Source organism: Streptomyces akebiae (assembly GCF_019599145.1).
Taxonomy (GTDB): Bacteria; Actinomycetota; Actinomycetes; order Streptomycetales; family Streptomycetaceae; genus Streptomyces; species Streptomyces akebiae.
The window spans coordinates 738244-761332 of the sequence record NZ_CP080647.1 but is presented as its reverse complement, the minus strand read 5'-3'; the positions used below and the strand labels follow the sequence as shown (position 1 = coordinate 761332).

General features: G+C 69.9%; 22 protein-coding genes and 1 pseudogene. 19 read left to right on the top strand and 4 right to left on the bottom strand.

Annotation, left to right across the window (positions count from 1 at the left end):
* Nucleotides 1-11 precede the first annotated feature (11 nt).
* The 10 genes from K1J60_RS03340 to K1J60_RS03295 all read left to right on the top strand — a co-directional run bounded on the left by K1J60_RS03340 (nt 12) and on the right by K1J60_RS03295 (nt 10724).
* Complete coding sequence (locus K1J60_RS03340; protein WP_220644837.1) at nt 12-965, top strand: succinylglutamate desuccinylase/aspartoacylase family protein; 954 nt, start codon at nt 12-14, stop codon at nt 963-965.
* Nucleotides 962-2422 (top strand): aldehyde dehydrogenase family protein, encoded by a 1461-nt coding sequence (locus tag K1J60_RS03335; RefSeq protein WP_220644836.1) that lies wholly within the window; start codon nt 962-964, stop codon nt 2420-2422. The genes K1J60_RS03340 and K1J60_RS03335 overlap by 4 nt, the downstream gene beginning before the upstream one ends.
* Nucleotides 2419-3357: an aldo/keto reductase gene (locus tag K1J60_RS03330; RefSeq protein WP_220644835.1), complete on the top strand. Its 939-nt coding sequence runs from the start codon at nt 2419-2421 to the stop codon at nt 3355-3357. The genes K1J60_RS03335 and K1J60_RS03330 overlap by 4 nt, the downstream gene beginning before the upstream one ends.
* Before the next feature lie 57 nt (nt 3358-3414).
* The gene (locus K1J60_RS03325) at nt 3415-4086 is read left to right on the top strand and encodes a haloacid dehalogenase type II (protein ID WP_220644834.1); all 672 of its coding nucleotides are present in this window, start codon (nt 3415-3417) and stop codon (nt 4084-4086) included.
* A gap of 49 nt (nt 4087-4135) precedes the next feature.
* Nucleotides 4136-5419, top strand: a complete 1284-nt coding sequence (locus K1J60_RS03320; RefSeq protein WP_220644833.1) for an NAD(P)/FAD-dependent oxidoreductase — start codon at nt 4136-4138, stop codon at nt 5417-5419.
* 154 nt (nt 5420-5573) lie between these two features.
* A complete protein-coding gene (gene aspA, locus K1J60_RS03315) occupies nt 5574-6983 on the top strand; it encodes an aspartate ammonia-lyase (RefSeq protein ID WP_220644832.1) in 1410 nt (469 codons plus the stop codon).
* A 106-nt stretch (nt 6984-7089) separates the two neighbouring features.
* Nucleotides 7090-7443 carry a cupin domain-containing protein gene (locus tag K1J60_RS03310; RefSeq protein WP_220644831.1) on the top strand — a complete coding sequence of 118 codons (354 nt, stop codon included), beginning with the start codon at nt 7090-7092 and terminating at the stop codon, nt 7441-7443.
* Nucleotides 7444-7528: 85 nt separating this feature from the next.
* Nucleotides 7529-7918, top strand: coding sequence for a CU044_2847 family protein (locus tag K1J60_RS03305; protein WP_259407531.1), 390 nt, complete (start codon nt 7529-7531; stop codon nt 7916-7918).
* The gene (locus tag K1J60_RS03300; RefSeq protein WP_220644829.1) at nt 7915-8736 is read left to right on the top strand and encodes a trypsin-like peptidase domain-containing protein; all 822 of its coding nucleotides are present in this window, start codon (nt 7915-7917) and stop codon (nt 8734-8736) included. The genes K1J60_RS03305 and K1J60_RS03300 overlap by 4 nt, the downstream gene beginning before the upstream one ends.
* Before the next feature lie 1142 nt (nt 8737-9878).
* Complete coding sequence (locus K1J60_RS03295) at nt 9879-10724, top strand: hypothetical protein (RefSeq protein ID WP_220651248.1); 846 nt, start codon at nt 9879-9881, stop codon at nt 10722-10724.
* A 200-nt stretch (nt 10725-10924) separates the two neighbouring features.
* On the opposite strand, the gene K1J60_RS03290 is transcribed toward K1J60_RS03295, so the two are convergent.
* Nucleotides 10925-11395 (bottom strand): GNAT family N-acetyltransferase, encoded by a 471-nt coding sequence (locus K1J60_RS03290; RefSeq protein WP_220644828.1) that lies wholly within the window; start codon nt 11393-11395, stop codon nt 10925-10927.
* 118 nt (nt 11396-11513) lie between these two features.
* Between K1J60_RS03290 and K1J60_RS03285 the strand changes: the two genes are divergently transcribed.
* The 6 genes from K1J60_RS03285 to K1J60_RS03260 are packed head-to-tail and all read left to right on the top strand — an operon-like array spanning nt 11514 to nt 18072.
* Complete coding sequence (locus tag K1J60_RS03285) at nt 11514-12278, top strand: SCO2525 family SAM-dependent methyltransferase (RefSeq protein ID WP_220644827.1); 765 nt, start codon at nt 11514-11516, stop codon at nt 12276-12278.
* Between the two features lie 57 nt (nt 12279-12335).
* Nucleotides 12336-14189 carry an SCO2524 family protein gene (locus K1J60_RS03280; protein WP_220644826.1) on the top strand — a complete coding sequence of 618 codons (1854 nt, stop codon included), beginning with the start codon at nt 12336-12338 and terminating at the stop codon, nt 14187-14189.
* Between the two features lie 2 nt (nt 14190-14191).
* On the top strand, nt 14192-15112 hold the full coding sequence (locus K1J60_RS03275; protein WP_220644825.1) for an SCO2523 family variant P-loop protein: 921 nt from the start codon (nt 14192-14194) through the stop codon (nt 15110-15112).
* The gene (locus tag K1J60_RS03270; RefSeq protein ID WP_220644824.1) at nt 15109-16095 is read left to right on the top strand and encodes an SCO2522 family protein; all 987 of its coding nucleotides are present in this window, start codon (nt 15109-15111) and stop codon (nt 16093-16095) included. Before K1J60_RS03275 ends, K1J60_RS03270 begins: the two co-directional genes overlap by 4 nt.
* A 1-nt stretch (nt 16096) precedes the next feature.
* A complete protein-coding gene (locus K1J60_RS03265) occupies nt 16097-17074 on the top strand; it encodes an SCO2521 family protein (protein WP_220644823.1) in 978 nt (325 codons plus the stop codon).
* 23 nt (nt 17075-17097) lie between these two features.
* Nucleotides 17098-18072 carry a DUF6879 family protein gene (locus tag K1J60_RS03260; protein WP_220644822.1) on the top strand — a complete coding sequence of 325 codons (975 nt, stop codon included), beginning with the start codon at nt 17098-17100 and terminating at the stop codon, nt 18070-18072.
* A gap of 406 nt (nt 18073-18478) precedes the next feature.
* Here the strand turns inward: K1J60_RS03260 and K1J60_RS03255 are convergent, their stop codons facing one another.
* Entirely contained in the window at nt 18479-18763 is a 285-nt protein-coding gene (locus K1J60_RS03255; protein ID WP_220644821.1) for a hypothetical protein, read from the bottom strand.
* Between the two features lie 284 nt (nt 18764-19047).
* Nucleotides 19048-20050 (bottom strand): annotated as a pseudogene (locus tag K1J60_RS03250) (HEAT repeat domain-containing protein); the annotation flags it as partial.
* On the opposite strand from K1J60_RS03250, the gene K1J60_RS03245 reads away from it, so the two are divergent.
* On the top strand, nt 19997-20398 hold the full coding sequence (locus tag K1J60_RS03245) for an RraA family protein (RefSeq protein WP_259407530.1): 402 nt from the start codon (nt 19997-19999) through the stop codon (nt 20396-20398). The pseudogene K1J60_RS03250 and the gene K1J60_RS03245 overlap by 54 nt on opposite strands.
* A gap of 62 nt (nt 20399-20460) precedes the next feature.
* Here K1J60_RS03245 and K1J60_RS03240 read toward each other — a convergent pair whose 3' ends face one another.
* Nucleotides 20461-21345 carry a helix-turn-helix transcriptional regulator gene (locus K1J60_RS03240; protein WP_220644820.1) on the bottom strand — a complete coding sequence of 295 codons (885 nt, stop codon included), beginning with the start codon at nt 21343-21345 and terminating at the stop codon, nt 20461-20463.
* A gap of 233 nt (nt 21346-21578) precedes the next feature.
* Between K1J60_RS03240 and K1J60_RS03235 the strand changes: the two genes are divergently transcribed.
* Nucleotides 21579-22595 (top strand): zinc-dependent alcohol dehydrogenase family protein, encoded by a 1017-nt coding sequence (locus tag K1J60_RS03235; RefSeq protein WP_220644819.1) that lies wholly within the window; start codon nt 21579-21581, stop codon nt 22593-22595.
* 25 nt (nt 22596-22620) lie between these two features.
* The gene (locus tag K1J60_RS03230; RefSeq protein ID WP_220644818.1) at nt 22621-23031 is read left to right on the top strand and encodes a (R)-mandelonitrile lyase; all 411 of its coding nucleotides are present in this window, start codon (nt 22621-22623) and stop codon (nt 23029-23031) included.
* The last annotated feature ends 58 nt before the right edge of the window (nt 23032-23089 follow it).

Genomic DNA, 23089 nt, shown 5'->3' with positions numbered 1-23089 from the left:
AAAGGAACGACATGTACTCCATCGGTCCGCTGACCGTCGCCCCCGGCGAGCGCGCCCAAGGCCTCATCCCGGTCGGCACCAGCAGCTACGGTGTGGAACTCGGCATCCCACTGATCGTCGTCAACGGCGCGCAGGACGGCCCGGTGCTGTGTGTGGACGCCGGCGTGCACGGCGACGAGTACGACGGCCAGGAAGCCGTCCGCCGCGTGGTCGCCGAGATCGACCCGGCCACCCTGCGCGGCACGCTCGTCGCCATCCCCTGCATGAACACCCCGGCCTTCGAGGCGGCGGCCCGCACCAGCGGCCTGGACCACCTCAACCTCAACCGCATCTTCCCCGGTGACGCGGACGGCTCGTACTCGCTGCGCCTGGCCGCCACCTTCGTCGAGCAGGTCGTCCCGGCCATCGACGCCCTGGTCGACCTGCACACCGGCGGCACGTTCGGTGAGATCGCCCCGCTGGTCATCCTTCAGGGCGGCTACGAGGAACTGGCGACGGACATGGCCCTCGCGGCCGGGCACGAGCTGGTCTGGAAGGGTGGCAAGTGGGGCGGCACGGTGCGCCATCCCACCCTCGCGGCGGGCAAGCCCGCCATCACCATCGAGGTCGGCGGCGGCACCTACCGCGAGGAGAACGTCGCCCTGCACATGCACTCCATCCGCAACATCCTCCGGCAACTCGGCATGATCGACGGTGCGGCGGAGCTGCGGGACACCTACACCACTGTCTCCGGCACTTTCGCCCGCTCCGACGCCGGCGGCTTCTTCGTCGGCCACGCCGAGCCGGGGGACACCTGCAAGGAAGGCGACCTGATCGCCACCATCACCGACCACTACGGCGACACGCTGGAGGAGGTCCTCGCCCCGCAGGACGGCATCGTGCTCTGGGTCCGCCGGATCCGTACCGTCCGCCCCGGCGACGAGGTCGTCATCTTCGGCGAGGTGCAGGGAGAGATCCGGCCATGACCGGCGAACTGCGGTTGACCGAGCTGCTCATCGACGGCAAGCAGGTGCCCGCCGCCGACGGCCGCTCCTTCACCGTCCTCGACCCGTCCGACGGCACCGCCATCGCCCAGGTGGCGCTGGCCGGCGCGGCGGACGTGGACCAGGCGGTGGCGGCGGCCCGCTCGGCCCTCACCTCTCCCGCGTGGGCCCGCATGCGCGCCGCCGACCGGGGCCGGGTCCTCCACCGGATCGCGGAGGCCATCCGCTACCAGGGCGAACGGCTGGCCCGGCTGGAGAGCCAGGACGTCGGCAAGCCGCTGAGCCAGGCCAAGGCCGATGTCGAGGCGGCGGCCCGCTACTTCGAGTTCTACGCGGGCGTCGCCGACAAACTCGGCGGTACCACGATCCCCCTCGGGCCCGGCCTGATCGACTACACCGTGCGTGAGCCGATCGGTGTCTCCGGCCAGATCATCCCGTTCAACTACCCCCTGCAGAACACCGCCAGGGGCTCCGCCCCCGCACTGGCGGCCGGTTGCACGGTGGTGCTCAAGCCCTCGCCCGAGGCGCCGCTCACCCCGCTGGAGATCGGCAGGATCGCCCTGGAGTGCGGCCTGCCGCCGGGCGTCCTCAACGTCGTCCCCGGTGACGGCGAGACCGGCGCGGCCCTCGCCGGACACCCGGACATCAACCAGGTCACCTTCACCGGCTCGGTGCCGACCGGCATCAAGGTCGCCCAGGCCGCCGCCGCCAACGTGGTGCCCTCCGTCACCGAACTGGGCGGCAAGTCACCGGTCGTCGTCTTCGCCGACGCCGACTTCGACCTGGCGCTCACCGCCGTCGCGGCCTCGGCCTTCGGCAACGCCGGCCAGACCTGCTCGGCCGGCACCCGGCTGCTGCTCCAGCGCGGCGCCGAGGAGTTCCTCGACAAGCTGGTCGACCACGCCGCCTCCCTGCGCGTCGGCCCGGGGCTCACCGACCCGGACGTCGGCCCGCTGGTCGCCGCTCGGCAGCGCGACCGGGTCCTCGGCTACCTGGACCTGGCCCGCGAAGAGGGCGCCGTGGCACGGGCCGGCGGCCGAGCGCCGACCGACCCGGCCCTCGCCGACGGCTACTACGTCGAGCCGACCGTCCTCACCGGCGTCACCAACGACGCCCGGTGCGCCCGCGAGGAGATCTTCGGCCCCGTCGTCACCGTCATCGAGTTCGACGACACCGACGAGGCCCTGGACATCGCCAACGACAGCCCGTACGGCCTCGCGTCCTACGTCTGGACCCGCGACATCGACAAGGCGATGCGCCTGGCCGAGGGCATCCGGGCCGGCCAGGTCTACGTCAACGCCACCGGCGTCGGCACCGGCGTCGAGCTCCCCTTCGGCGGCTACAAGCACAGCGGCTGGGGGCGGGAGAAGGGTCTCGCGGCCCTCGACAGCTACACGCAGACCAAGAACGTCTGCATCGGCTTCGGGAGGCGGTCATGAGATATCGCACGCTGGGCGAGCGCGGCCCGACCGTCTCCGTGGTCGGTGTCGGCGGCAACAACTTCGGCTCCCGTCTGGACGAGGACGGCACGAAGGCGGTCGTCCACGCGGCCCTGGACGCGGGCATCACCCTGTTCGACACCGCCGACATGTACGGCGGGTTCGGCGAGAGCGACAGCGGGCGCGGTGACGGCGAACGGCTCCTCGGCGCCGCCCTCAAGGGGCGCCGCGACGAGATCGTGCTGGCCACCAAGTTCGGCATGGAGATGGGGCAGGAGGCCGACCTCTACGGCCGGCGCGGCGCCCGCCCCTACATCCGGTACGCCGTCGAGGCGTCGCTGCGCCGACTCGGCACGGATCGGATCGACCTGTACCAGTACCACGAGCCGGACGGCGTCACCCCGCTGGAGGAGACGGTCGCCGCGCTCCGGGAACTGGTGGACGAGGGCAAGATCCGGTACATCGGCTGCTCCAACCTTCCGGCCGAGGACCTCACCGACGCCTTCGTCTCCACCCAGGCCCGCTACCACCTGCTCGACCGGGCGGTGGAGCGGGACCTGATCCCGGCCTGCCTGCGCCACGGCGTCGGACTGCTGCCGTACTACCCGCTGGCCAACGGTTTGCTCAGCGGCAAGTACCGGCGCGGCGAGCAACCCCCGGCCGGCAGCCGGCTGTCCTGGCGCCAGGGCTGGCTCACCGACGCCGCCCTCGACAGGGCCGATGCGCTCACCGCGTACGGTGCCGAACGAGGACGCACCCTCCTCCAAGTCGCCGTGGGCGCACTGGCCGCGCTCCCCGCCGTCGGCTCCGTCATCTGCGGCGCCATGACCCCCGAACAGGTCACCGCCAACGCGGCGGCGGCCGACTGGATTCCCACCCCGGCCGACCTGGCCGCGCTCGACGCGATCGTCACCCCCGGTGAACGCGTCGTCTGAAGCCCCCATCCTCACCCCCGGAAAATCCGAAATCCCGCGAGATCGAGGCTGAACACCATGCGAGAGATCGTCACCTTCGACGCCTATGGAACCCTGATCGACTTCCAGCTCGGCCCCACCACTCTGAAGATCCTTTCCGACTCCGGCCGGCTGGACCTGGACAACCTGGACGTCGACGAGTTCCTCGACGACTTCCGCGTCATGCGCTTCCAGGCCGTCCTGGAGGCCTACCGCCCCTACCACGAGGCCCTGCCCTCCAGCCTGCGCAACGCCATGCGCCTGCACGGCCTGGAGTACCGCGACTCCGACGGCGAGGCCCTGGTGGACGCGGTCCCCACCTTCGGCCCCTTCCCGGAGGTGCCGGAGGCCCTGCGCGCGCTGAAGACCAAGTACGAGATCGCCATCATCTCCAACACCGACGACAACCTGATCGCGCGGAACGTCGAGAACATCGGCGTCGAGTTCGACTACGTCATCACCGCCCAGCAGGCGGGCGCCTACAAGCCGGACCGCCAGACCTTCAAGCACGCCTTCCGGACCATGGGCGTCGAGCCGTCCCAGGTCATCCACACCGCCCAGGGCTGGGAGTACGACCACATCCCGACCCGTGACCTCGGCCTGAAGCGCCGTGTGTGGATCAACCGTTACGGCCGCCCCGGCAGCGCCGACTACCAGCCGTACGACGAGCTGCCCGACCTGTCGGGCCTGCCGAAGCTGCTCGGCTGCTGACCGACGGCGTAACCGGCGAACCAGACCGAGAACACAGAGGACGCACGCCATGAAGCAGATCCCCTACTGGCTGGACACAGCCCCCGCCCTCCCCGACCGTTCCGGCAAGGACCTGCCCGACGAGGCGGACGTGGTGGTGATCGGCGGCGGCCTCACCGGGCTGTCCACCGCTTACCACACCGCCCGCAAGGGCGCCCGTACCGTCCTCGTCGAGAAGGACAAGGTCGGCTCGGGCGCCTCCGGGCGCAACGGCAGCATGTGCACCCAGGGCATCACCATCAGCCCCGCGGAGGCGCGCAAGCGCTACGGGCAGGAACGGGCCCGTGAGCTCTACGACGCCTTCCGCGAGGCGGTCGACGTCGTGGAGGACCTCACCAGGGCCGAGAACATCGACTGCGACTTCAACCGCTCCGGCCGCCTCGGCGCGGTCTGCAAGCCCGGGCACTTCGAGGGACTGCGGGCCAAGCAGCGCGACCTGGCCGACAACTTCGGCCACGAGACCATCGTCCTGAGCAAGAGCGAACTGCGGGCCGAGCTCGGCACGGACTACTACCACGGCGCCCTGCTCGACCCGCTCAGCGCGGGCCTGCACGTGGGCAAGTTCGTCGGTGGCCTGGCACACGCCGCCGAGCGCGCCGGCGCCGAGATCCACGAACGCAACGCCGCCACCGGCCTCACCCGCCTCCCCGGCGGCGGCTTCGTGGTGGAGACCCTGCACGGCACCATCCGCGCCAAGCAGGTCATGGCGGCCACGGACGCCTACACCGACCAGTCGATGCCGTGGTTCCGGAAGCGGCTGATCAACGTCGGCAGCTTCATCATCGTCACCGAGCCGCTGGGGGAGGCACGCGCCAAGGAGCTCATCCCCAACGGCCGCCTGCTGGTCGCCCACAAGAACGTCGGCCACTACGTCCGCCTCACTCCGGACAACCGCCTCGCCTTCGGCGGCCGGGCCCGCTTCGCCCCCTCCAACCCGGCCTCCGACGTCAAGAGCGGTGACATCCTCAAGCGGGAGATGACCGAGATCTTCCCGCAGCTGGCGGGGGTGCGCATCGACTACGTGTGGGGCGGCATGGTCGGCTTCTCCTGGGACCGCGTTCCGCACGCGGGTGAGGTCAACGGCCTCTACTACTCCATGGGTTACTGCGGCCACGGCGTCCAGATGGCCACCTACATGGGCCGCGCCGTCGCCGAGATGATGGACGGCAACCCCGACGCCAACCCGCTGCGCGGCCTGGGCTTCCCGAAGGTGCCCGTCCCCTTCTACAACGGCACCCCCTGGTTCCTGCCGTTCGGCGGCGCCTACTACAAGGCGAAGGACAAGCTGCTCTGAGCCGATGGCGATGCCGATGCCGACGGCGTCGAAACCGCGGGGACTTCCCCAGCAAGACTCCTGGGACGTCCCCGCGGCCTTCCGGTCCCGCGGCCTGTTGCCGCACCCACTCACGTCCACGCTTGAACCGCATCGAGGAAGGGCCCGCTCCGGAATGACCGCCGTCACCCGCAGTGAACACGATCTGCTTGGCGACCGGGACGTTCCCGTGGACGCCTACTGGGGTGTGCACACGCTGCGCGCCACGGAGAACTTCCCCATCTCGGGCATGACCATCTCCGCCTACCCGCATCTGGTCGACGCGCTCGCCGCGGTCAAGGAGGCCGCCGCCCGTGCCAACGAGGAACTCGGCCTGCTCGCCCCGGAGAAGGCCGCCGCGATCATCGAGGCGTGCCGGGAGATCCGCGAGGGCAAGCTGCACGACCAGTTCGTCGTCGACGTGATCCAGGGCGGAGCCGGCACCTCGACCAACATGAACGCCAACGAGGTGATCGCCAACCGCGCGCTGGAGCTGCTGGGCCACGAAAAGGGCCGGTACGCGCACCTGCACCCCAACGAGGACGTCAATCTCGGCCAGTCCACCAACGACGTCTACCCGACCGCCGTCAAGATCGCCACGGTCTTCGCGGTCCACGGACTGCTCAGGGCGATGGCCGTCCTCCAGGACTCCTTCGCCCGCAAGGCCGTCGAGTTCCGCGAGGTCCTCAAGATGGGCCGCACCCAGCTCCAGGACGCGGTCCCCATGACGCTCGGCCAGGAGTTCTCCGCGTACGCCGTCATGATCGACGAGGACCGCCACCGTCTTGCCGAGGCCGTCGAGCTGATCCACGAGATCAACCTCGGCGCCACCGCCATCGGCACCGGCCTCAACGCACCGGCCGGGTACGCCGAGTCGGCCCGTCGCCACCTCTCCGAGATCACCGGGCTGCCGCTGGTCACGGCCGCGAACCTGGTCGAGGCCACGCAGGACTGCGGCGCGTTCGTGCAGATGTCGGGCGTCCTCAAGCGCATCGCCGTCAAGCTCTCCAAGAGCTGCAACGACCTGCGGCTGCTGTCCTCCGGGCCGCGCGCGGGCCTGGGTGAGATCAACCTGCCGCCGGTGCAGGCCGGTTCGTCCATCATGCCCGGCAAGGTCAACCCGGTGATCCCCGAGGTCGTCAACCAGGTCGCCTTCGAGGTCATCGGCAACGACGTCACCATCACCATGGCCGCCGAGGCCGGACAGCTCCAGCTCAACGCCTTCGAACCGATCATCCTGCACTCCCTCTCGGAGTCCCTCACCCACCTGCGCGCCGCCTGCCTCACCCTCGCCGAACGCTGCGTCGACGGCATCACCGCCAACACCGATCAGCTCCGGGCGAGCGTGGAGAACTCCATCGGCCTGGTCACCGCCCTCAACCCGTACATCGGCTACACGGCCGCCACCGACATCGCCAAGGAGGCCCTCGCCACCGGCCGGGGTGTCGCCGAACTCGTTCTGGAGAAGGGCCTGTTGCCGGCCGAGACCCTCGCAGACCTGCTGCGCCCGGAGGTCGTGGCCGGGCGGAGTCGGGCCCTGACCTGACATGCCCGGCGTACCGGCCCGGCGGGCAACAGGCGGTTTCGTCGGGGTGGTGAGCCGCGACCGGTGCCGTGGCCACCAACCTCTCAAGCTCAAGAAAGGAAAGGGCATGTCCCTTCTGAAGACCATCGACACCAATCCCTCCTCCGCTCCACACGAGTCCGTCCCGCTCCCGGAACGCCTGATCTCCGGCAACCCCGCCTTCAAGACCTGGGCCCAGGACGTCGCCCGCGGGGACATGATCCGTACGGGCGTCTGGGAAGCGACGCCCGGCGAGACGCGCTCGATCAAGGGCGAGACCTTCGAGTTCTGCCACATCCTCTCCGGCATCGTCGAACTCACGCCTGAAGGCGGCGAACCGGAGGTCTACAAGGCGGGCGACAGCTTTGTCATGAAGCCGGGCTTCGTCGGTGTCTGGAAGACCGTTGAAACCGTGCGCAAGGTCTATGTGATCGTGACGTGATGCTGATGCCGCGCGCCGCGGCCGTAACCCCGCCCGGTTTTCCGTGGTCGCCGTAGGAGGGGGCAGGACAGCGAATCGGTCGCCGATGCCGCGTGGTGCTGGCTACGCTTCTGCCGGGGACCGAGAGTCGGTGCGAGCCTCACTGCGGCCAACAGGGGGACATGTGGCGGATGTTCGGATCGAAACCGTTGCTGTGGACGCGACGGGCAGTCGGCAGATCTCCAGCCGTACGCGGTCGAGTTCTGCTCTCGGTGACCGGGCCGCCGAGTTGGAGGAGGCCATTGTCCAGGCATCGGACATTGCTCAACGGTCCCTCTCGCAGGTACAACGCCGCGACGGTTGGCGGGTGGCGAGCATGGAGGTGACGTTCGGGCTGACGTTGGCGGCGGAGGCCGGGGTCATCCTGTCCAAGGCGTCGGCTGAGGCGTCGTTCGAGGTCACCCTCAGCGTGGAGCGGGTCCCGGAGTCACCGTGATCGACGCGAGTTACTGGGTCGAGCTCTTCCACTCACAACAGCGCCTCGGCGGCGGGTTCCTCTTGACCCGTCGCTATGTGCTGACGGCACTGCACTGCCTCCGGGGCCTCAACACACTGGACGAGCACGTGGACGTGGTCCTGACGGACGGCAGCCGGCTGGCGGGCCAGGTGTGCCGCCGTGACAAGAACGCGGACCTCGCCCTGATCATGATCTCCGACGCTTACGAGGTACTGCTGCCGATACCCCGGGCCGGCGTCGCCCATGGCGGAGACGACTGGCACGGGCCGTACCGTCCTGCGGCATCCGAAGTACACCTCAGGGGACACGTCGACAACGGTATGACGGAGTACCTTTGCGAGGGAGGCGGGGTCATCGAGGCGCTGCAATTGACAGCGCACCAGTCCCTGGGTGACTACTCGGGCTATTCCGGCGGCCCCGTCGTCAAGGGCCTTCCCGAGGACCAGGAGCCCGTGATCGTGGGCATCCTCCTGGAGCAGGCTCCCGACCGAGCCGCTGCCGACCGAGCCGCCAACGTGCTCTTCGCGGCCACCATCGGGGAAGCCCTGCGCCGCTTCGACCAGTTCGATGTGGAGCATCTGCTGGATGTGGTCCATCCGGCAAGCGCGTCGCCCACACAGGTCCTGAGCGCACAAACGCTGACCGTCGAGGGAGCGGCCTCCTCGGTGGAATCATGGTTCGATCGGATCGACGAGTGGTCCCAGCGCGCGCTGCTCGATCCGTCTCAAGTCGCCGAACTCAGGTTCATCGCCGCAAAAGCGGCCATGGAACGTCAGTTGCGTGGTGACGACGCATGATCGACCTCTGGCAGGAAGCCATCGACCAGGCTGAACTGAGCCTGCGCGGAGACACTGGTGCCCGGCGCAGAGCGGCTTCGGCCACCCTCTTGCTGAGCAGGGCCCCCGATCTGTTCCAGCGGGCGCAGCCTGGCCGGGACCTTGCCTATCTGGTGGCGCTGCTCGAAGCGCTCGGCCTTGCCGCAGAGTCAGACGCGTTGCTGCGGGGCGTCGTCGCGCAGCTTCAGTGGGATCCGAAGTCGCTCGCGCTGCCCGGCGATACCCGCAATGAACTGGCTGTCATTCTGGTCGACCGTGGTCTCATCTCGGCTGCGGTCGGGGTCCTGTCGCCGGCCTTCGTCCTGGAGGCGCAGAATGATCCAGCCGGCGCCGCGGCCAGGAGCGTCGCCAATCTGGCGTCGGTCAAGCTGCGGTTGGGAGACCTCACGGGGGCCACGAGGGCGGCCGAGGAGGCGCTGAGGCTCGGGGCTTGTGACGACTCCTTGCATGAACCGGAGTCGATGGAAATCCGGCTCCTGGCGGAATCCGTTGTGGCGGAGGCCAACCGCCAGCAGGGACGCCACACCGAAGCGGATGAACGCGTGCACGCCGTCGCACTTACGGCACGCCGACTGGTGCGGCTGCTCGGCGGTGACCATCCGAAGTCACTCTCCGCTCTGATCACCGTGGCCCGGGCCCAGTTCGGATCGGCGCTGGCGGCAGGGGATCGTGAACGGTGGGAGCAGGCCGCCGATGTCCTCTCGATCGCCGCCCAAAAGGTGTCCGCCGTACTCGGCCCACACCATTCTCTGTCCCGCTCCGCGCTGGTCAACCTCGCCACCGCGGAGACCGAGGCCGCCCAGACACTGGGCGATGAGCGTCGCCTGGAGAGGGCGCGGCTCATGCTCGTGGCCGTGATCGAGCGTTCAGAAGGTGAGCGACGCGCGGCCCCAGCACCTTTGCCACGGCTTGCCGCCACCCCAGAAGCCGATCGATCCACGCGCCCGCCGTCCCAAAGCGGTTCGCAGTCGGACGGCGAAGGTACAGCCGAGAGCACCCCACCTTCGCCACACACACCGAATCCGCCACCGGCGGCCCGGCGGCCCGGCGGCCCAAGCGGGAGCGCTTCGGGGCCCGCGTCGGGTTCGTCGTGGCGGCCGTCGATCCGGCACCACCTGCTCAGCGAGGACCGCGCGGAGTTCGAACGGATCCTCGACGAGGCGCTGCGCTCCGTACCGCGCCGCCCGGAACTGGCCGCCGGAGTACTGCGGATCAGCCCCGAACAACTTCGCGCCATGGCACTCAACGCCTCCGCACTCATCACCGTGGCGGCAGCCACCGAGTACGAGCACTACGTGAAGGTCCGCGATGAACTGCGCTCACCGGCGTCCACCCCGTCGTCCGTCCGTGAAACAGGCCGAACGAAGCGGAGCACGAACGAGGTGGGGCTTGCCGCGACCATCGACGAAGTCACCCAATCAGCCGGCGCCGGCGCCGGCGCCGGCGCCGTGGCCGCTGTCCTTGCACCCGTCCTCGCCGGCACCGCTGCTGTGATCTGCCTGCTCGTCGGCTACATCCTGAAGGTTCTCAACCCCGAGCAGGCGATCGCACAGACGATGCTCACCGTCGGTTGGGTGTTCGGTGCCGTGACGGCTGCCGCGATTCTGGTCGGAGCCGCCGGGCTCCTCCTGACCGCTCTGCGCCACCGGCGCTCACGTGGCTCAGGAGCCTACGGTGAACTGAGCGAAGAGGTTGCCGGCGCCAGGGAAGCCTGGCGCGAGGCCCTGCTGGAGCGCGGCATCCTGCCGTTCCTACGGGATGCACTCGCCGACCCCGCCACTGCTGCGGCGCCGCACCGGACGGCATCGCGGAGAACGACCAGTCGCATCCCGCACCTCGGCTACGGCCCGGGTTTCAGCAGCACCGAGGAAGGGCCGACCCGCCCGAGCTTCACGAGTCCGGACTACAGCAGTCCGGACTTCGCAGGCCCGGACCACGACAGGGAGTAGATCCTCGAACGAGCGACTCCTGATAGTTCGAGCACCTGTGACGCCGACGCGTCGAGGAAGGCGTGGGCGAAGGACTCTGGGCGGTCGGCCCGAACCTGTCCCGGAATTCGCCCTGGTCCTGACCGTGCTGGAGGACTCATGCCCTGGCCCGGGTCAGGAACGGGGACTGAGCCCGCGCGTTCGCACCCCTCGCCTCGACCTCACAGCTTGAGGGTCATGCCGAGGCGGTGAGCGCCGGGGCCGAAGTGATCAGCGTGAGGCCCCTCTGGATCGGGGGTGAATCCGAGGGACTCGTACAGAGCCCTGGCCGGGTCGTTGCCGGGCTCCACCCAGAGCCGGACGGTGCTCGCCCCTTCGGCGCGCACGGTCTCCAGCGCCTGCGTCATCAGTGTGCGGGCCAACCCCTTCCCCCGTCTCGCGGGCGCGACGCCCAGACTGAAGATCCAGCTCTCCCCCTTGTACGGCGGTGTGGCGAGCACGTAGGCGCACAGGTGGCCGTCGTCGTCCTCGATCACCAGCAGATGGTCCGCGTACATGTCCAGCAACTGGCGCAAGGTCGAGTTCCGCATCGGATCGTCAGGAAAGGCGGCCCGATCCAGGCTGAGAAGATCGGACATGTCCTGCCCGTTGGCCTCGCGAGGCAGGCCGGGCGGAAGCGAAGGTGCTGGCATCGCACCAGAATTGCGTGGTGCCCCCGCCTGTTCAAGGGCTCGGATCAGGTATTGCGCGCCGTGTCCTGCTGTGCGTTCATCGTGTCCCCTTCCACCGACTGTATTGATACCGTGAGGCATGCCTTTCGGATCATCGGATGAACAGGCACAGTTGAACGGGGACGCGCAGTGGGACGACTTCGACCCCGCGAGGTACGTCGAGAAGAACTACAGCGAGGTGCTCTCCGTCGACGAGGAGATCATGTCGATCGTCCGCGCCCACTTCAGTGATCATTTCCGGGAACGGTCCGATCTGCCGGTCCACGGTATCGACGTGGGGGCGGGAGCCAATCTCTACCCGGCATTTCTGATGCTGCCCTGGTGCGACCGCATCACCCTGCTGGACCGGTCGAAGTCCAACCGCGCCTACTTGCGCGGGCAGATCGACGAGCACGACGGCAGTTGGGAGAAGTTCTGGCAGAAGCTGTGCCAGGACGATGCCTACGCGGCGATCCCGGACGGTCCCTGGCCCCGCCTGCGTGAGGTCGCGCAGGTGAAGGAAGGCGACATTCTTCGGCCGGTCGACCTGCCGGACCGCTGGCAGACGGGCACGATGTTCTTCGTCGCAGAGTCGATCTCCACGGACACCGAGGACTTCCATCGTGCCGTCCAGCACTTCCTGGAGGCCCTCACCCCCGGCGCGCCCTTCGCGGCTGCCTTCATGGAGCACAGCGCCGGATATCAAGTAGGTGATCTCTGGTTTCCCGCGAGCAATGTGAGCCGGACGGAAATCGAGGCCAGCATCCGGCGCTTCACCGACTCCGTGCAGATTCACGAAATCGGCGAGCAAGGCGAAGTGCGCACCGGCTACGACTACATCATTCTCGGTTGCGGTTTCCGGTGAGCGGGTAGATTTCGATGACCGTCCCGGGGAGGCGCGGCCGGCGAGGGGGAGAACCGGATGCGGATCAGGCCACGGCAGCATCTGCTGGACATGTGGCAGGCGCTGGCCCGGCATTCCTTCCCGGAGGGCCTGTGGGCCTGGGACGACACCGACGGACGCAGCAGTGTCGCGGACGCCGAGCGGCTGCTCTGCCTGCTGTATCCCGCCACCGAGATCCCGGCCTTCCGACTGGACCACCCCGACACCACGCAGCTCGACGTGGCGAAGGCGCTGAGGGCGCTGGGAGACACCACGGACATCCCCCTCCGGCTGATCGAGGTGCTCGGCGAGTTCATGGAGCGCAACCGCCGCGGACGGGAACCGGTCTTCGACGGGGGCCACTACTTCGTCCCGGTCGACCCGACATGCGAACTCACCGAGGAACAACGGGACATCGACGTCGTCGACTCCTACTCCATGTCCGTCAGCCTGTGCCTGGCCGTGCTGGAGTTCCTCAAAGGGTGCCGGAGCACGACCCGCCGGCAGTCCACGCTCGACCGCATCGACCAACTCCAGAGCGACACCAGCGTCCGGCTGTCCGCCGCGCTCGTGGGTCTGCTGCGGTCCTTCACCGTGCACGTGATCGACATCGCCTCCCCGGAGGGCCGGGTCCTCGCCGGTCTCCTGCATGAGGACGGACTCTCCGACCGTCAGGTCGTCGAGCGCTTCCAGCACCGCTTCGGGACGCTGCGCGCGACCATCACCGAAAGTCCCGGCCTCGACCTGCCCGCCGAGGTCCGTGACGAACTCACCAACCCCAACCGCCTGTTCGAGTGCGGCTGGGCCTGGAGCGTCGTGCGCGACGCCCCGGAGGTTGCCTTCAAGGGCCCCGCGTTCGAGGCGGTCCCGCAGCCCGCCGGTGTCGCCAGCCCTCTGCCCAACCTTCACTTCACGGTCGTCGCGCTGGACGGCATAGTCGACCTGATGTCCGAACGGACCCTCACCCGAGGCCTGCTCGACCCCGAGCAGCACAAACTGGCCAACGCGCTGCGGCTGCGCTGGGAGATCACCCACCAGTACTGGTCGGCTCTCGCGCGCTTCGGCCAGGACCGCTGGCCGCTCGCCAAGATCCCGTGGCGTACCACGTCCCAGCAGTCGGACTCGGCATACTTCTCCCTCTCCGTCGTCTCCGTCCTGGTGCACGACATGATGCGCCGGCGTACCACCGGCCACGACCTCAACAACCTCATCAAGGTCATGGAACGCCTCAACGAGCACGGCCGGTTCACCGGTAAAGCCACGAGCGACGGCCAAGAGGCAGGACCGCACAGCCCGGGGGTCACCCTGCCGCTGCCGGGCAGCGAGGCACTCGGGCCCGCCATGGCATGGGTGATGAGTGACTTTCCCACCCAATTGCTGAAACGAGCGGTCCAGTTGTGCTCGCTGGCGCAGAAGACCTCGGAGGAGGAGAAGCTGCTGCGCCTCGCGGAGGAGACCCTCGACCACGTCTGGAGCCACCGCGTCGAGGACGGTGTGGGCGCCGGCCTCTGGACCGGCCTGCCGGTCACCGGCCTCCACACACCGGTCCCGGCCGGAAGACCCTCCTGGAGCATCACGGAACGTGTCGCCGAGTGCATGGTCGCCGCGCACATCCTGTACATACAGCCGCCGAGCCACAGTCGCGACCTCTCCGGCCAGGCGCAGGAGGCGATCAGTGAAGCCGCCCACCTGCTGGGCAGAGAACAGGAGCAGTACCCGGCCCCGCGCCGCGCCACCGACCAGGAGAAGTGGATGAAGCGCCTGGAAGCCGACCTGGAGAGGGCGCACCGGCTCGTCGGCGAACAAGCGGGAACGGCGCTCGCGCTCGCCCTCGACGTCCTGGCCCGGCTGGACACCCTCGCCCGGGCCCGCGGCACCGACGGGAAGGTGTGACGGTGCTCGTCTTCGCGGCCTCGGACAAGGGCGGCACCGGCCGGTCCGTCACCAGCGCCAACCTCGCCTACCAGTGCGCCCTGGACGGCTCCGACGTCTGCTTCCTGGACTTCGACTTCGGATCCCCCACCGCCGCCACCGTCTTCGACCTTCCCGACGTCCACCGCCAGGCCGAGACGACCGGCCTGCACGCTTACCTGCAGGGCTCCGTCGGTGAACCCCTCCGCGTCGACGTCTGGGCCCGCACCGAACACGCCGACCTGCGCGAACGGCCCAACGGCTCCGGCCGTCTCGTCCTCCTGCCGGGCGACCGCTACGGCGGAGAGTTCGTCACCGGTGAGGAGCACGTGCACCGGTGTGCGGATCTCGTCCTGCGCCTCAGACGTGAGTTCGACGTGATCATTGTGGACCTGAGTGCCGGACGCAGCTACGCCGTCGACCTGGTCCTGGACGCCACCTCGCCCCGCGGCGGTCTCGACCGGCTCGCCCACCGGTGGCTCATCTTCCACCGGTGGACGCGGCAGCACGTCGCGGCGGCGGCGGAACTCACCTTCGGGCCGCGCGGCATCCTCACCACCGGCGAGGGAATGGGCCACGACCGGGACGTCCTGCGGGGCGCGATCCGCTTCGTGCGGGCGGCCGTACCCGATCCGGACTCCCCCCTGTGGTCCCACGTGGGGCCGGCCAGGTACGCGTGGATGACCCAGTGCGACAGCGCGCTCGAGAAGCTCGCCTCCGACCGGGGACTGGGCCGGACCGGCATGATCGCGAAGATCCCGCTGGAACCCGTCCTCCAGTGGCAGGAGAGGCTCATCACCGACCAGGACGTGCACGACCGGCAGATCGCCGACCCGGAGACCTGGCGGGCCCTCGGCGACCTCGCCCAGCGGCTGACCGACAACAGTTTCTGGGGAGAACGGTGAACCGACCCGCCCCGATCTTCCGGGAGTCCAGCGCCGAGCCGCGCACCGAATCCCTGCCGTTCTCCCACCTCTCCCTGGAGATCGGCCACTTGTACATGGAAGACATCGTCCAGGGGCCCGAGCGGCTACGGCGGCACTTCGCCACCGTACGGCCGTGGGTGGACGCCGTCCGGTCCGGCCTCGGCACATCCGTCACCGGCCCACGCCCCCGCGTCAGCACGTGCTTCCTCATCGACGACTACTTCTCCCGGCTCGCCGCTCCCGACGAACTGCTGCCCTCGCTCGTAGAAGAGGCCACCCGTGCCGGACTGACCATCGACTACCTGGCTCGCGAATCCGCCTGTGCGGTCGCTCCCGGCGCCGACCGTAGGCAAATCCGCCCCGCCGAGTCCGTCATGCACAGGCTGGTGGAATCCCCACCGCCGGGCAGCAGCGGCTTCCGGCCGCCCGTCAGCCGCACGGGATGGCTCAGCAACGGCAGCCGCACCCCGGCACGGCGCACCTCCGCCGCCCTGGACCCGGCCGGAGCGGTCTGGCAGCCGCCCAGGGAGACCGACGCGCGCGGCCACTCCGTCTTCATGGACGTCGAGCTGTGGAGCGAGACGGAAGGACAGCGCACGTGGTCCTGTGCCTTCCTCGCCGCGGTCTGGCAGCTGGTCCGGCTGGGACTGCTCCGCGACGACGGCCGCGCGGTGCTCACGCCGGTTCCCTGGGAAGGGCCGGACTTCCCCGAGGAATGGGACGCGCTGCCACCCGTGCTGCGGCTGAATCCAGCAGCCGCGCCCTTCACGGCGTACCTCACCTGCAGCGTGCTCCCCGGCCGCTTCCTGCCCGTCGAGCACGCCGTACGCGTGATCCTCGATCAGATCCAGGTCGAGGAGGGGCCGCTCGGGCAGGTGGCGCAGCGGTCCGCCGCCGAGTGTGTCGAGGTGCCTCCGGGCATCGCGGACCGTGTCTCCTATGTGTTCCCGCCCGGGCTGTGACATGACGACCGCCCGCACGGACCCCGGTTCCGTCCTCGCCTGCGGTGAGGTCCGCACCTGCCTGCTGCCCACCCGCGACCCGCTGGACGAGGCGACGGCCGTGCGCCTGTTGCGGCTGCGCACCGACGAACGGGTCAGGGTCTCCCGGCACCCGAGCCGCCAGGTGGTCTCTCCGGAAGTGCTGACCGGCGTCGACTGCCCGTTGCCCGCCGACACGGGCACGCGGGTCCGCGCGGTGGGCACGGTGCGGAACCGCGCGGTACTCGTGGAGGGCCGCGTGCTCCTGTCCTCGGCGTTCTTCTCCCTGGCCGCCGCCGGGACCGACCGGCGTCAGCCCTGGGGCCACTACCTGGTCCGGCCCGGGCTGCTCGTTCCCGTCGGACGACTGCCCGAGCAGACGGTCGCCCGGGGTCTTCTCCTCGGTCACCGTCCTGGACAGCTGGACATCGGGTCGATCGCCGAGTCCCTGATGGCGCGGATCTCCCGGCAGCACCGGGTCCTGGACCACGACCCGCCCCTCACCACGGTCGACACCCGCCTGCGCTGGGCTGCCACGCGGACTGCCCCCGGTGACCCGCCCTCTGTGCTCTTCACCAAGGACGGGGACGGGCTGCGGGTTGTGGAGCTGCGTCTGCCACCCGACACCGCACCAGCGGACGCAGCCGGACTCTGCGAGGATCTGGCGCTGCACGACTGGCTGCTGAGCATCGTCGCCGACAAACTCGACGGACTGCGGTCCGGCGACCGGTCCGGTCCCGGGGTCCTGGGGCCGCTCGTCGAGCACCTGCTGCACCTGTGGATGCCCCGGGCCCGCGTCGACCGCGTCCTGCACCCCGTATGGGAGCAGTTGGACGAGACGCCGGGTTACTGCAGGCAGTGGAAGACGCTCACCCAGCGCATTCGGGACCAGCTGACGCTTCTTTCGCTTCGCTCGCACCAGGAGGTGCCGGCGCCGGGCCGACAGGGCACCATCCTGTGAGTATCTGACGGGGGGAGAGGTACATGCAGGGAGATCCGGGCACTCCTGGACCGGCCACCATGGGGGTGCGCGTCGCGCCCCTCGTGCTCAAGGTCCTCATCACCGTCGTCGTGAGCACTGTCGCCTACGTGCTCACCAACCTGGTGGATCAGTCGGGCGACGAGTTGTGGAAGATCGCGGTCGCTGTCGTCATCGGCGGTTCCGCGCTCATAGTCCAGTACATGGTGGACTTCGAGCAGCGGCTGGCCACGGTCGAAACCGGGCACAGAGAGCGTAGTCGTCGGCTGGAGGAGCATTTCGACCACCTCAGTGACGCTGCCGCGTTGCTCAGCGATCTCGACGAGGCGGGCATGAGCACAAGCGACGCGAAACGCCTGATCAAGAGCCTGAGACGGGTCGGTCAGCAGGGCCCGGAGATCGTCAAGGCATTCGCCCGGTCAGAGGTCGAGAGCCTTGCCTCCGTCGTCACCGACCTGACCGGGATGAGCGCGCACTGGCCGCGGGACAACAACGAGTGGCTCATCCGCCTGACGCAGTGTGCCCAGCGAACCATCGACGCCACGAGCAGCTCCGTCGACCAGCCCTTCTGGGGCACGGACTCGGCGGGACCGTACCTGGACGCACAGACCGAGGCGATGGCGCTCCGTCGTGTCACGATCCGCCGTCTTTTCATGATCAAGGAGACAGAGGCGGACAACCCCGTCGTCATGGCCCGGTTCACCCGGCTGTGCCAGGCCCAGCGCAACGTCGGCATCACGGTGCGCTATCTCGTCCTCCCACCTTCTCCGGAAGAACAGCCGCACCCCAGGCCAGCGGCTCGGGACGTCGTGATCTTCGACACCGATCTGTACCTGGAGTTCGAACCGGACCAGCTCGGAGTCAACGTGAAGACCACGCTCGACGCGCAGCGCGAACGGGTCAACCGCCAGGTCAGGTGGTTCAACGCCCTCTGGGCACGGGCCCGGGAGATCGCTCCTGACGCCGATCCGGTGATCTGAGGTGCCGCGCGGAGGGGCGCTGGCCGAGCGTTCTTCCGAGCGTTTCCGCAAGACGTAGACGCTGCCGAGGTCGGCCCTCAGGCTGCTCACGCCGGTCGTAGGCCACGGGCTGTGGGGGAGACCGTCTGGCAGGGGATCGACCCCGCCTCCGTCAACGCGCCCTGTCCCGTACGACCGGCCGCGCCCGGCGCGTGGCAGCCGACACCACCCGCTCACGCTCCCGCGGCGCAGTACGGCAACCGCCTCGCCAAGCCGTTCGCGCTCACGGCGCAGAGCCAGTTCCGGGTGCCCGCCACCCGCGCCGGACTCCGCGCGCTACGCCGCCGACCTCGCGGAGGCGCCGACGTACGGCGCCGGCCTCGCGGAGGCGCCGGCGTACGGTACCGACGACAGCCAGGCACGCGGCTCACCAGACCGAGACGGCCACCCTCTGGCTCGGCCTTTCCCTCTCCCTCCACGCCGAGCCGCTGCGCGTGGCGCCGTTCCGCACGGACCAGGGCATCGCCGGGCAGGCGCAGTTGGTCGCGCTCTTCCGGGTGCCGGTGGACACGCGGATCGCGACGTCCGACAGCAAGTACGTCCACGAGCGGTGGCGTCCCGTCAGCGCGATCCGCTCCGGCGGTATCGACGCCGATCCGGACTGGACGCCGCTGCACGACGCGCCCGGCATCCGGACCACCCGAGCGGCCACAACACCTTCCCGGGTGCCGCGGAGACCGTGCTGTCGGCGCTCTCGGGGCCGCGTACCACCCCGTCCGACCTGGCGCCCCACAGCGCCCGGTGACCAGGACGTACACCACGTGGAAGCAGCTCTCGGACGAGAACGTGGACGCCCGGGGCTTCTCCGGTATCCACACCCGGTCGGCCGACGAGGCGGGGATCACCCTAGGCAAGAACGTCGCCGGGTACGTCCTGCGGAACGCGGGGCCGCTCCTGACCTCACGGCAGGACCGGTGTCACGGTAGGACACGGTCACAGCGCCCGCGACGCATAGGTCCTGACGTCCGCGGCCGAGTCCGTCGACGCGGCGGCCAGGGCCGCCTCGGCGCGCGCGGCCAGGGCGGCCGGGCAACCGGCCGTGCCCAGTGCCTCGTGGGCGGCCCCACGGACCAAGGCGTCGGGATCGTCCACGAGTTCCGCGAGGGCCGAGTGAGCCACGGCCGAGCACTGGCCCGCGGTGGCCAGTGCCTTGGTGATGGTGACGCGGACCTCGCGTGACGGATCGACGGCCGCCGCACGCGCCAGCTCTGCGGCGGCGTCGATCGACACGAGCGCTCGCACGGCCGCGATGCGGACGGCGATGTCGGAGTCCGACAACAAGTCCGCGAACAGCTCCACGTCACCCAGGCGCAAGGCGCGCAGGACATCCAGTGCGGTGGCACGGCAACCGGGTCGGGCTCGGACAGGGCGGCGGCGAGGCCAGCGTCTCGACAAGTTCGCGCAGGGAGGCGGCCGCTGCGGCACGGACGCCGGCGTCGGTGTCGGTGAGCGCGGCGTCCAGTGCCGGTCCTGTTCCGGTCGGGACGGTCTGCGTCAGGACCGTGACGGCCGTACGACGCACGGTGGGCTCCGGGCCGGTCAAGTAGGGGGTCAGGGCGGACAGTTCGGGCTCGCCCTCCGTGAGAGCGAGGAGGTCGAGCAGGCGAGGTGTGACCGGCGTGTCCGCGTCGGCCCCGGCGTGGGCGGGTGTGCCGGTCGAGGTGGGTTCCTGCCGCAACGCCACCGGCGCCGCTTCCCGGGCCCCCGCGGTCGCCACCTGTTCCGGGTGGACCTCGCCGAGGTGACGGGAGGGATCGCCGGCGGGGGTGAAACCGCCGACCGGGACCAGGAAGGGGACCACGGGGCGGGCCGTGAACTCCATCGCGCCCGTGGGGGACTTGCGCAGGTCGAGGTGGTGGAACCAGGACGTGTCGTCGCGCTCGGGATGGTCGAGGCGGTCGTGGTAGAGGCCCCAGCGGGACTCCGCGCGGGCCGGCGAGGTACCGCCGATCTCGCCGACGAGCACGGTGACCAACCGCGAGTCCGCGAGGAGCAGTTCACTTCCTACCGTGCGGTGCACTCCTTCGCCGGCCCGGTGCGCACCATCTCCAGCCCCGACGACGACGCCCTGCTGCACGAATTGCTCCGTACACCCGGGGACGGCTGTGTCGCGGTTGTCGACGGCGGAGGCGCCCTGCACGCCGAACTCCTCGGCGATGTGATGGCCGAGCGGGCGCGCGACAACGGATGGGCCGGTGTCGTCGTGTACGGGGCCGTCCGCGACAGCGCCCTCCTCGCCGGCCTCGACACCCGTGTCGTTCGGCGGCGTCACGTTCACAGCCCGTGACACCCTGTACGCCGACCGCGACGGAGTCGTCCTGCTGCCGCGCCCCTGATTCCCGGAGATCTTCAGTCGCTCGAGTGCGGTGCGAGGGTCCTGGGTGTGGCAGCCCATGAGGCGAGCAGGCGAAGTCCCTCTTCCGAGGGTGAGCCCGGTTCGGCGGTGTAGATGGTGAGGGTGAGGCCGGGTTCGGCGGCCATCTCCAAGCCCTCGTAGGCAAGGGTGAGGTCGCCGACGGCCTGGTGGTGGAAGCGTTTGGTCCCGGTGCCGTGGTGACGGACGTTGTGGGCGCCCCAGCGCGTACGGAAGCCGTCGCTGCGCGTGGACAGCTCGCCGACGAGGTCGTGCAGACCCTTGTCGTGGGGGTTGCGGCCGGCCTCGGTGCGCAGGATGGCGACGGCGATGTCGGCCGCGAGGTCCCAGTCGGGGTAGAAGCGACGGGAGGCGGGGTCGAGGAAGTTGAAGCGGGCCAGGTTCGCCTGGTTGCCGGGTGAGGCGTAGACGTCGGCGTAGAAGGCGCGGGCGAGCTCGTTGGCGGCCAGCACGTCCATGCGGCCGTTGCGGACGAACGCGGGTCCGGCGGTGATGGCGTCCAGGGTCCACTGCAGGCTGCGGTGCGGTTTCCACTGGTCCTTGGTACGCCGTCGGCGGGGCCGGGTCAGGGCGTCGCTACCGTCGGCGGCCTGGGCCAGATGCAGCAGGTGCGCGCGTTCGGCGTCGTCGAGCTGGAGAGCGCGGGCGACGGCTTCGAGGACGGCCGGGGAGACGCCGGCGAGGTTGCCCCGCTCCAGTTTGGCGTAGTACTCGACGCTGACGTCGGCGAGCGCCGCGACCTCGCTCCTGCGCAGGCCGGGGACGCGCCGGCGAGAGCCGGTGGGCAGTCCCGCCTGCTCAGGGGTGATCTTCGCGCGCCGCGAGGTGAGGAACTCGCGGACCTGTTCCTGGTTGTCCACCCCACGACCGTACGCCCGGCGCGCCGTGGGAGGGATGTACTGCCGGTACACCTCTCATCAGTGACTCGCCGCGGGCGTGAGATGCGGGTTACCTGGATCGCGTGGTGCTTCCCCGGCCGTTCCCCCGGCGGAGCGGGAGCGCCGCGGTCCCACGGGTTTCCCGCTTCCGGGAAGGCCGGCACGCGGGCCGTCACCGGGCGGCCCGGACCCTCGTACGTAAGGAAGCCCCCCCCATGCGCGGCGCAGTGATCCACGCCCCTGGTGACGTCCGCTTCGAGACCCTGGACGACCCGAAGATCCTCCGTCCCACCGACGCGATCATCCGGACGGCCGTCACCTGTGTCTGCGGCTCCGACCTGTGGCCCTACCGCGGTGCGGAGCCGATCGGCGACCCGCACCCGATGGGGCACGAGTACGTCGGCTTCGTGGAAGAGGTCGGCTCCGAGGCCACCTCGCTCCGGCCGGGCCAGTTCGTCGTCGGCTCGTTCGCCACCTCCGACAACACCTGCGCGAACTGCGGGAACGGCTTCCAGTCGAACTGCCTGAACCGCGAGTTCATGTCCACCTGCCAGGCCGAGTACGTGCGCATCCCCAACGCCCAGGGCACCCTGGTCGCCACCGACGAGACGCCCGGCGAGGATCTCTGGCCCGGTCTGCTCGCTGTCTCCGACGTCATGGGCACCGGCTGGTGGGCCGCCGACGCCGCCGAGGTCGAGCCCGGCTCGACCGCCGTGGTCGTCGGCGACGGCGCGGTCGGCCTGTGCGGCGTGATCGCGGCCAAGGAGATGGGCGCGGAGCGGATCATCGCCATGTCCCGACACGAACCCCGTCAGAAGCTCGCGCGCGAGTTCGGCGCCACCGACATCGTCACCGAGCGCGGCGAGGAGGGCGTGGCCCGGATCAAGGAGATGACCGGCGGGATCGGTGCCGACAGCGTCCTGGAGTGCGTCGGCACCGCCGAGTCCATGAGCCAGGCCCTGCAGTCCGCCCGCCCGGGCGGCAACGTCGGTTTCGTCGGCGTTCCCCACGACGTCGCCGTCGACGGCCAGGAGCTGTTCTTCTCCCACGTCGGCCTGCGCGGCGGCCCCGCCCCCGTACGCCGCTACCTGCCCGACCTCATCGACCGCGTCCTCACGGGCCGGATCGACCCGGGCAAGGTCTTCGACCTCACCCTGCCCCTCGCCGAGGTCGCCGAGGGCTACCAGGCCATGGACGAGCGCCGCGCCGTCAAGACCCTCCTCAAGCCCTGATCCCCTTCCACCCGAAGGAGCGGCCATGCAGATCACCCGCAGCTCGATCGACACCGTCAAGGGCCCGCCCGACTGGTTCACCGGCGACGTCCACATCGACGCCGTCGCCGCCGCCCCCGCCCCCTCCCGGGTCACCGCCTCCCTGGTGCACTTCATGCCCGGCGCCCGCACCCACTGGCATCGCCACCCGCTGGGCCAGACCGTCTTCGTCACCGAAGGCGTCGGCCTGTGCCAGCGCCGCGGCGGCCCTGTCGAGGTCATCCGGCCCGGCGACCGCGTCCTGTTCGAAGCGGACGAGGAGCACTGGCACGGCGCCGCCCCGAACCGGCTCATGGTCCACCTGGCCATCAACGAGGGCGACGACGACCACGCCGTCGTCCAGTGGCTGGCCCCCGTCACCGACGAGGAATACACCGCGACCCCGGCCACCGACTGACCTCGGACTGCCCATGTCCATGCCCATGCCCACGCCCACGCCCGCATGACGCCCCCGG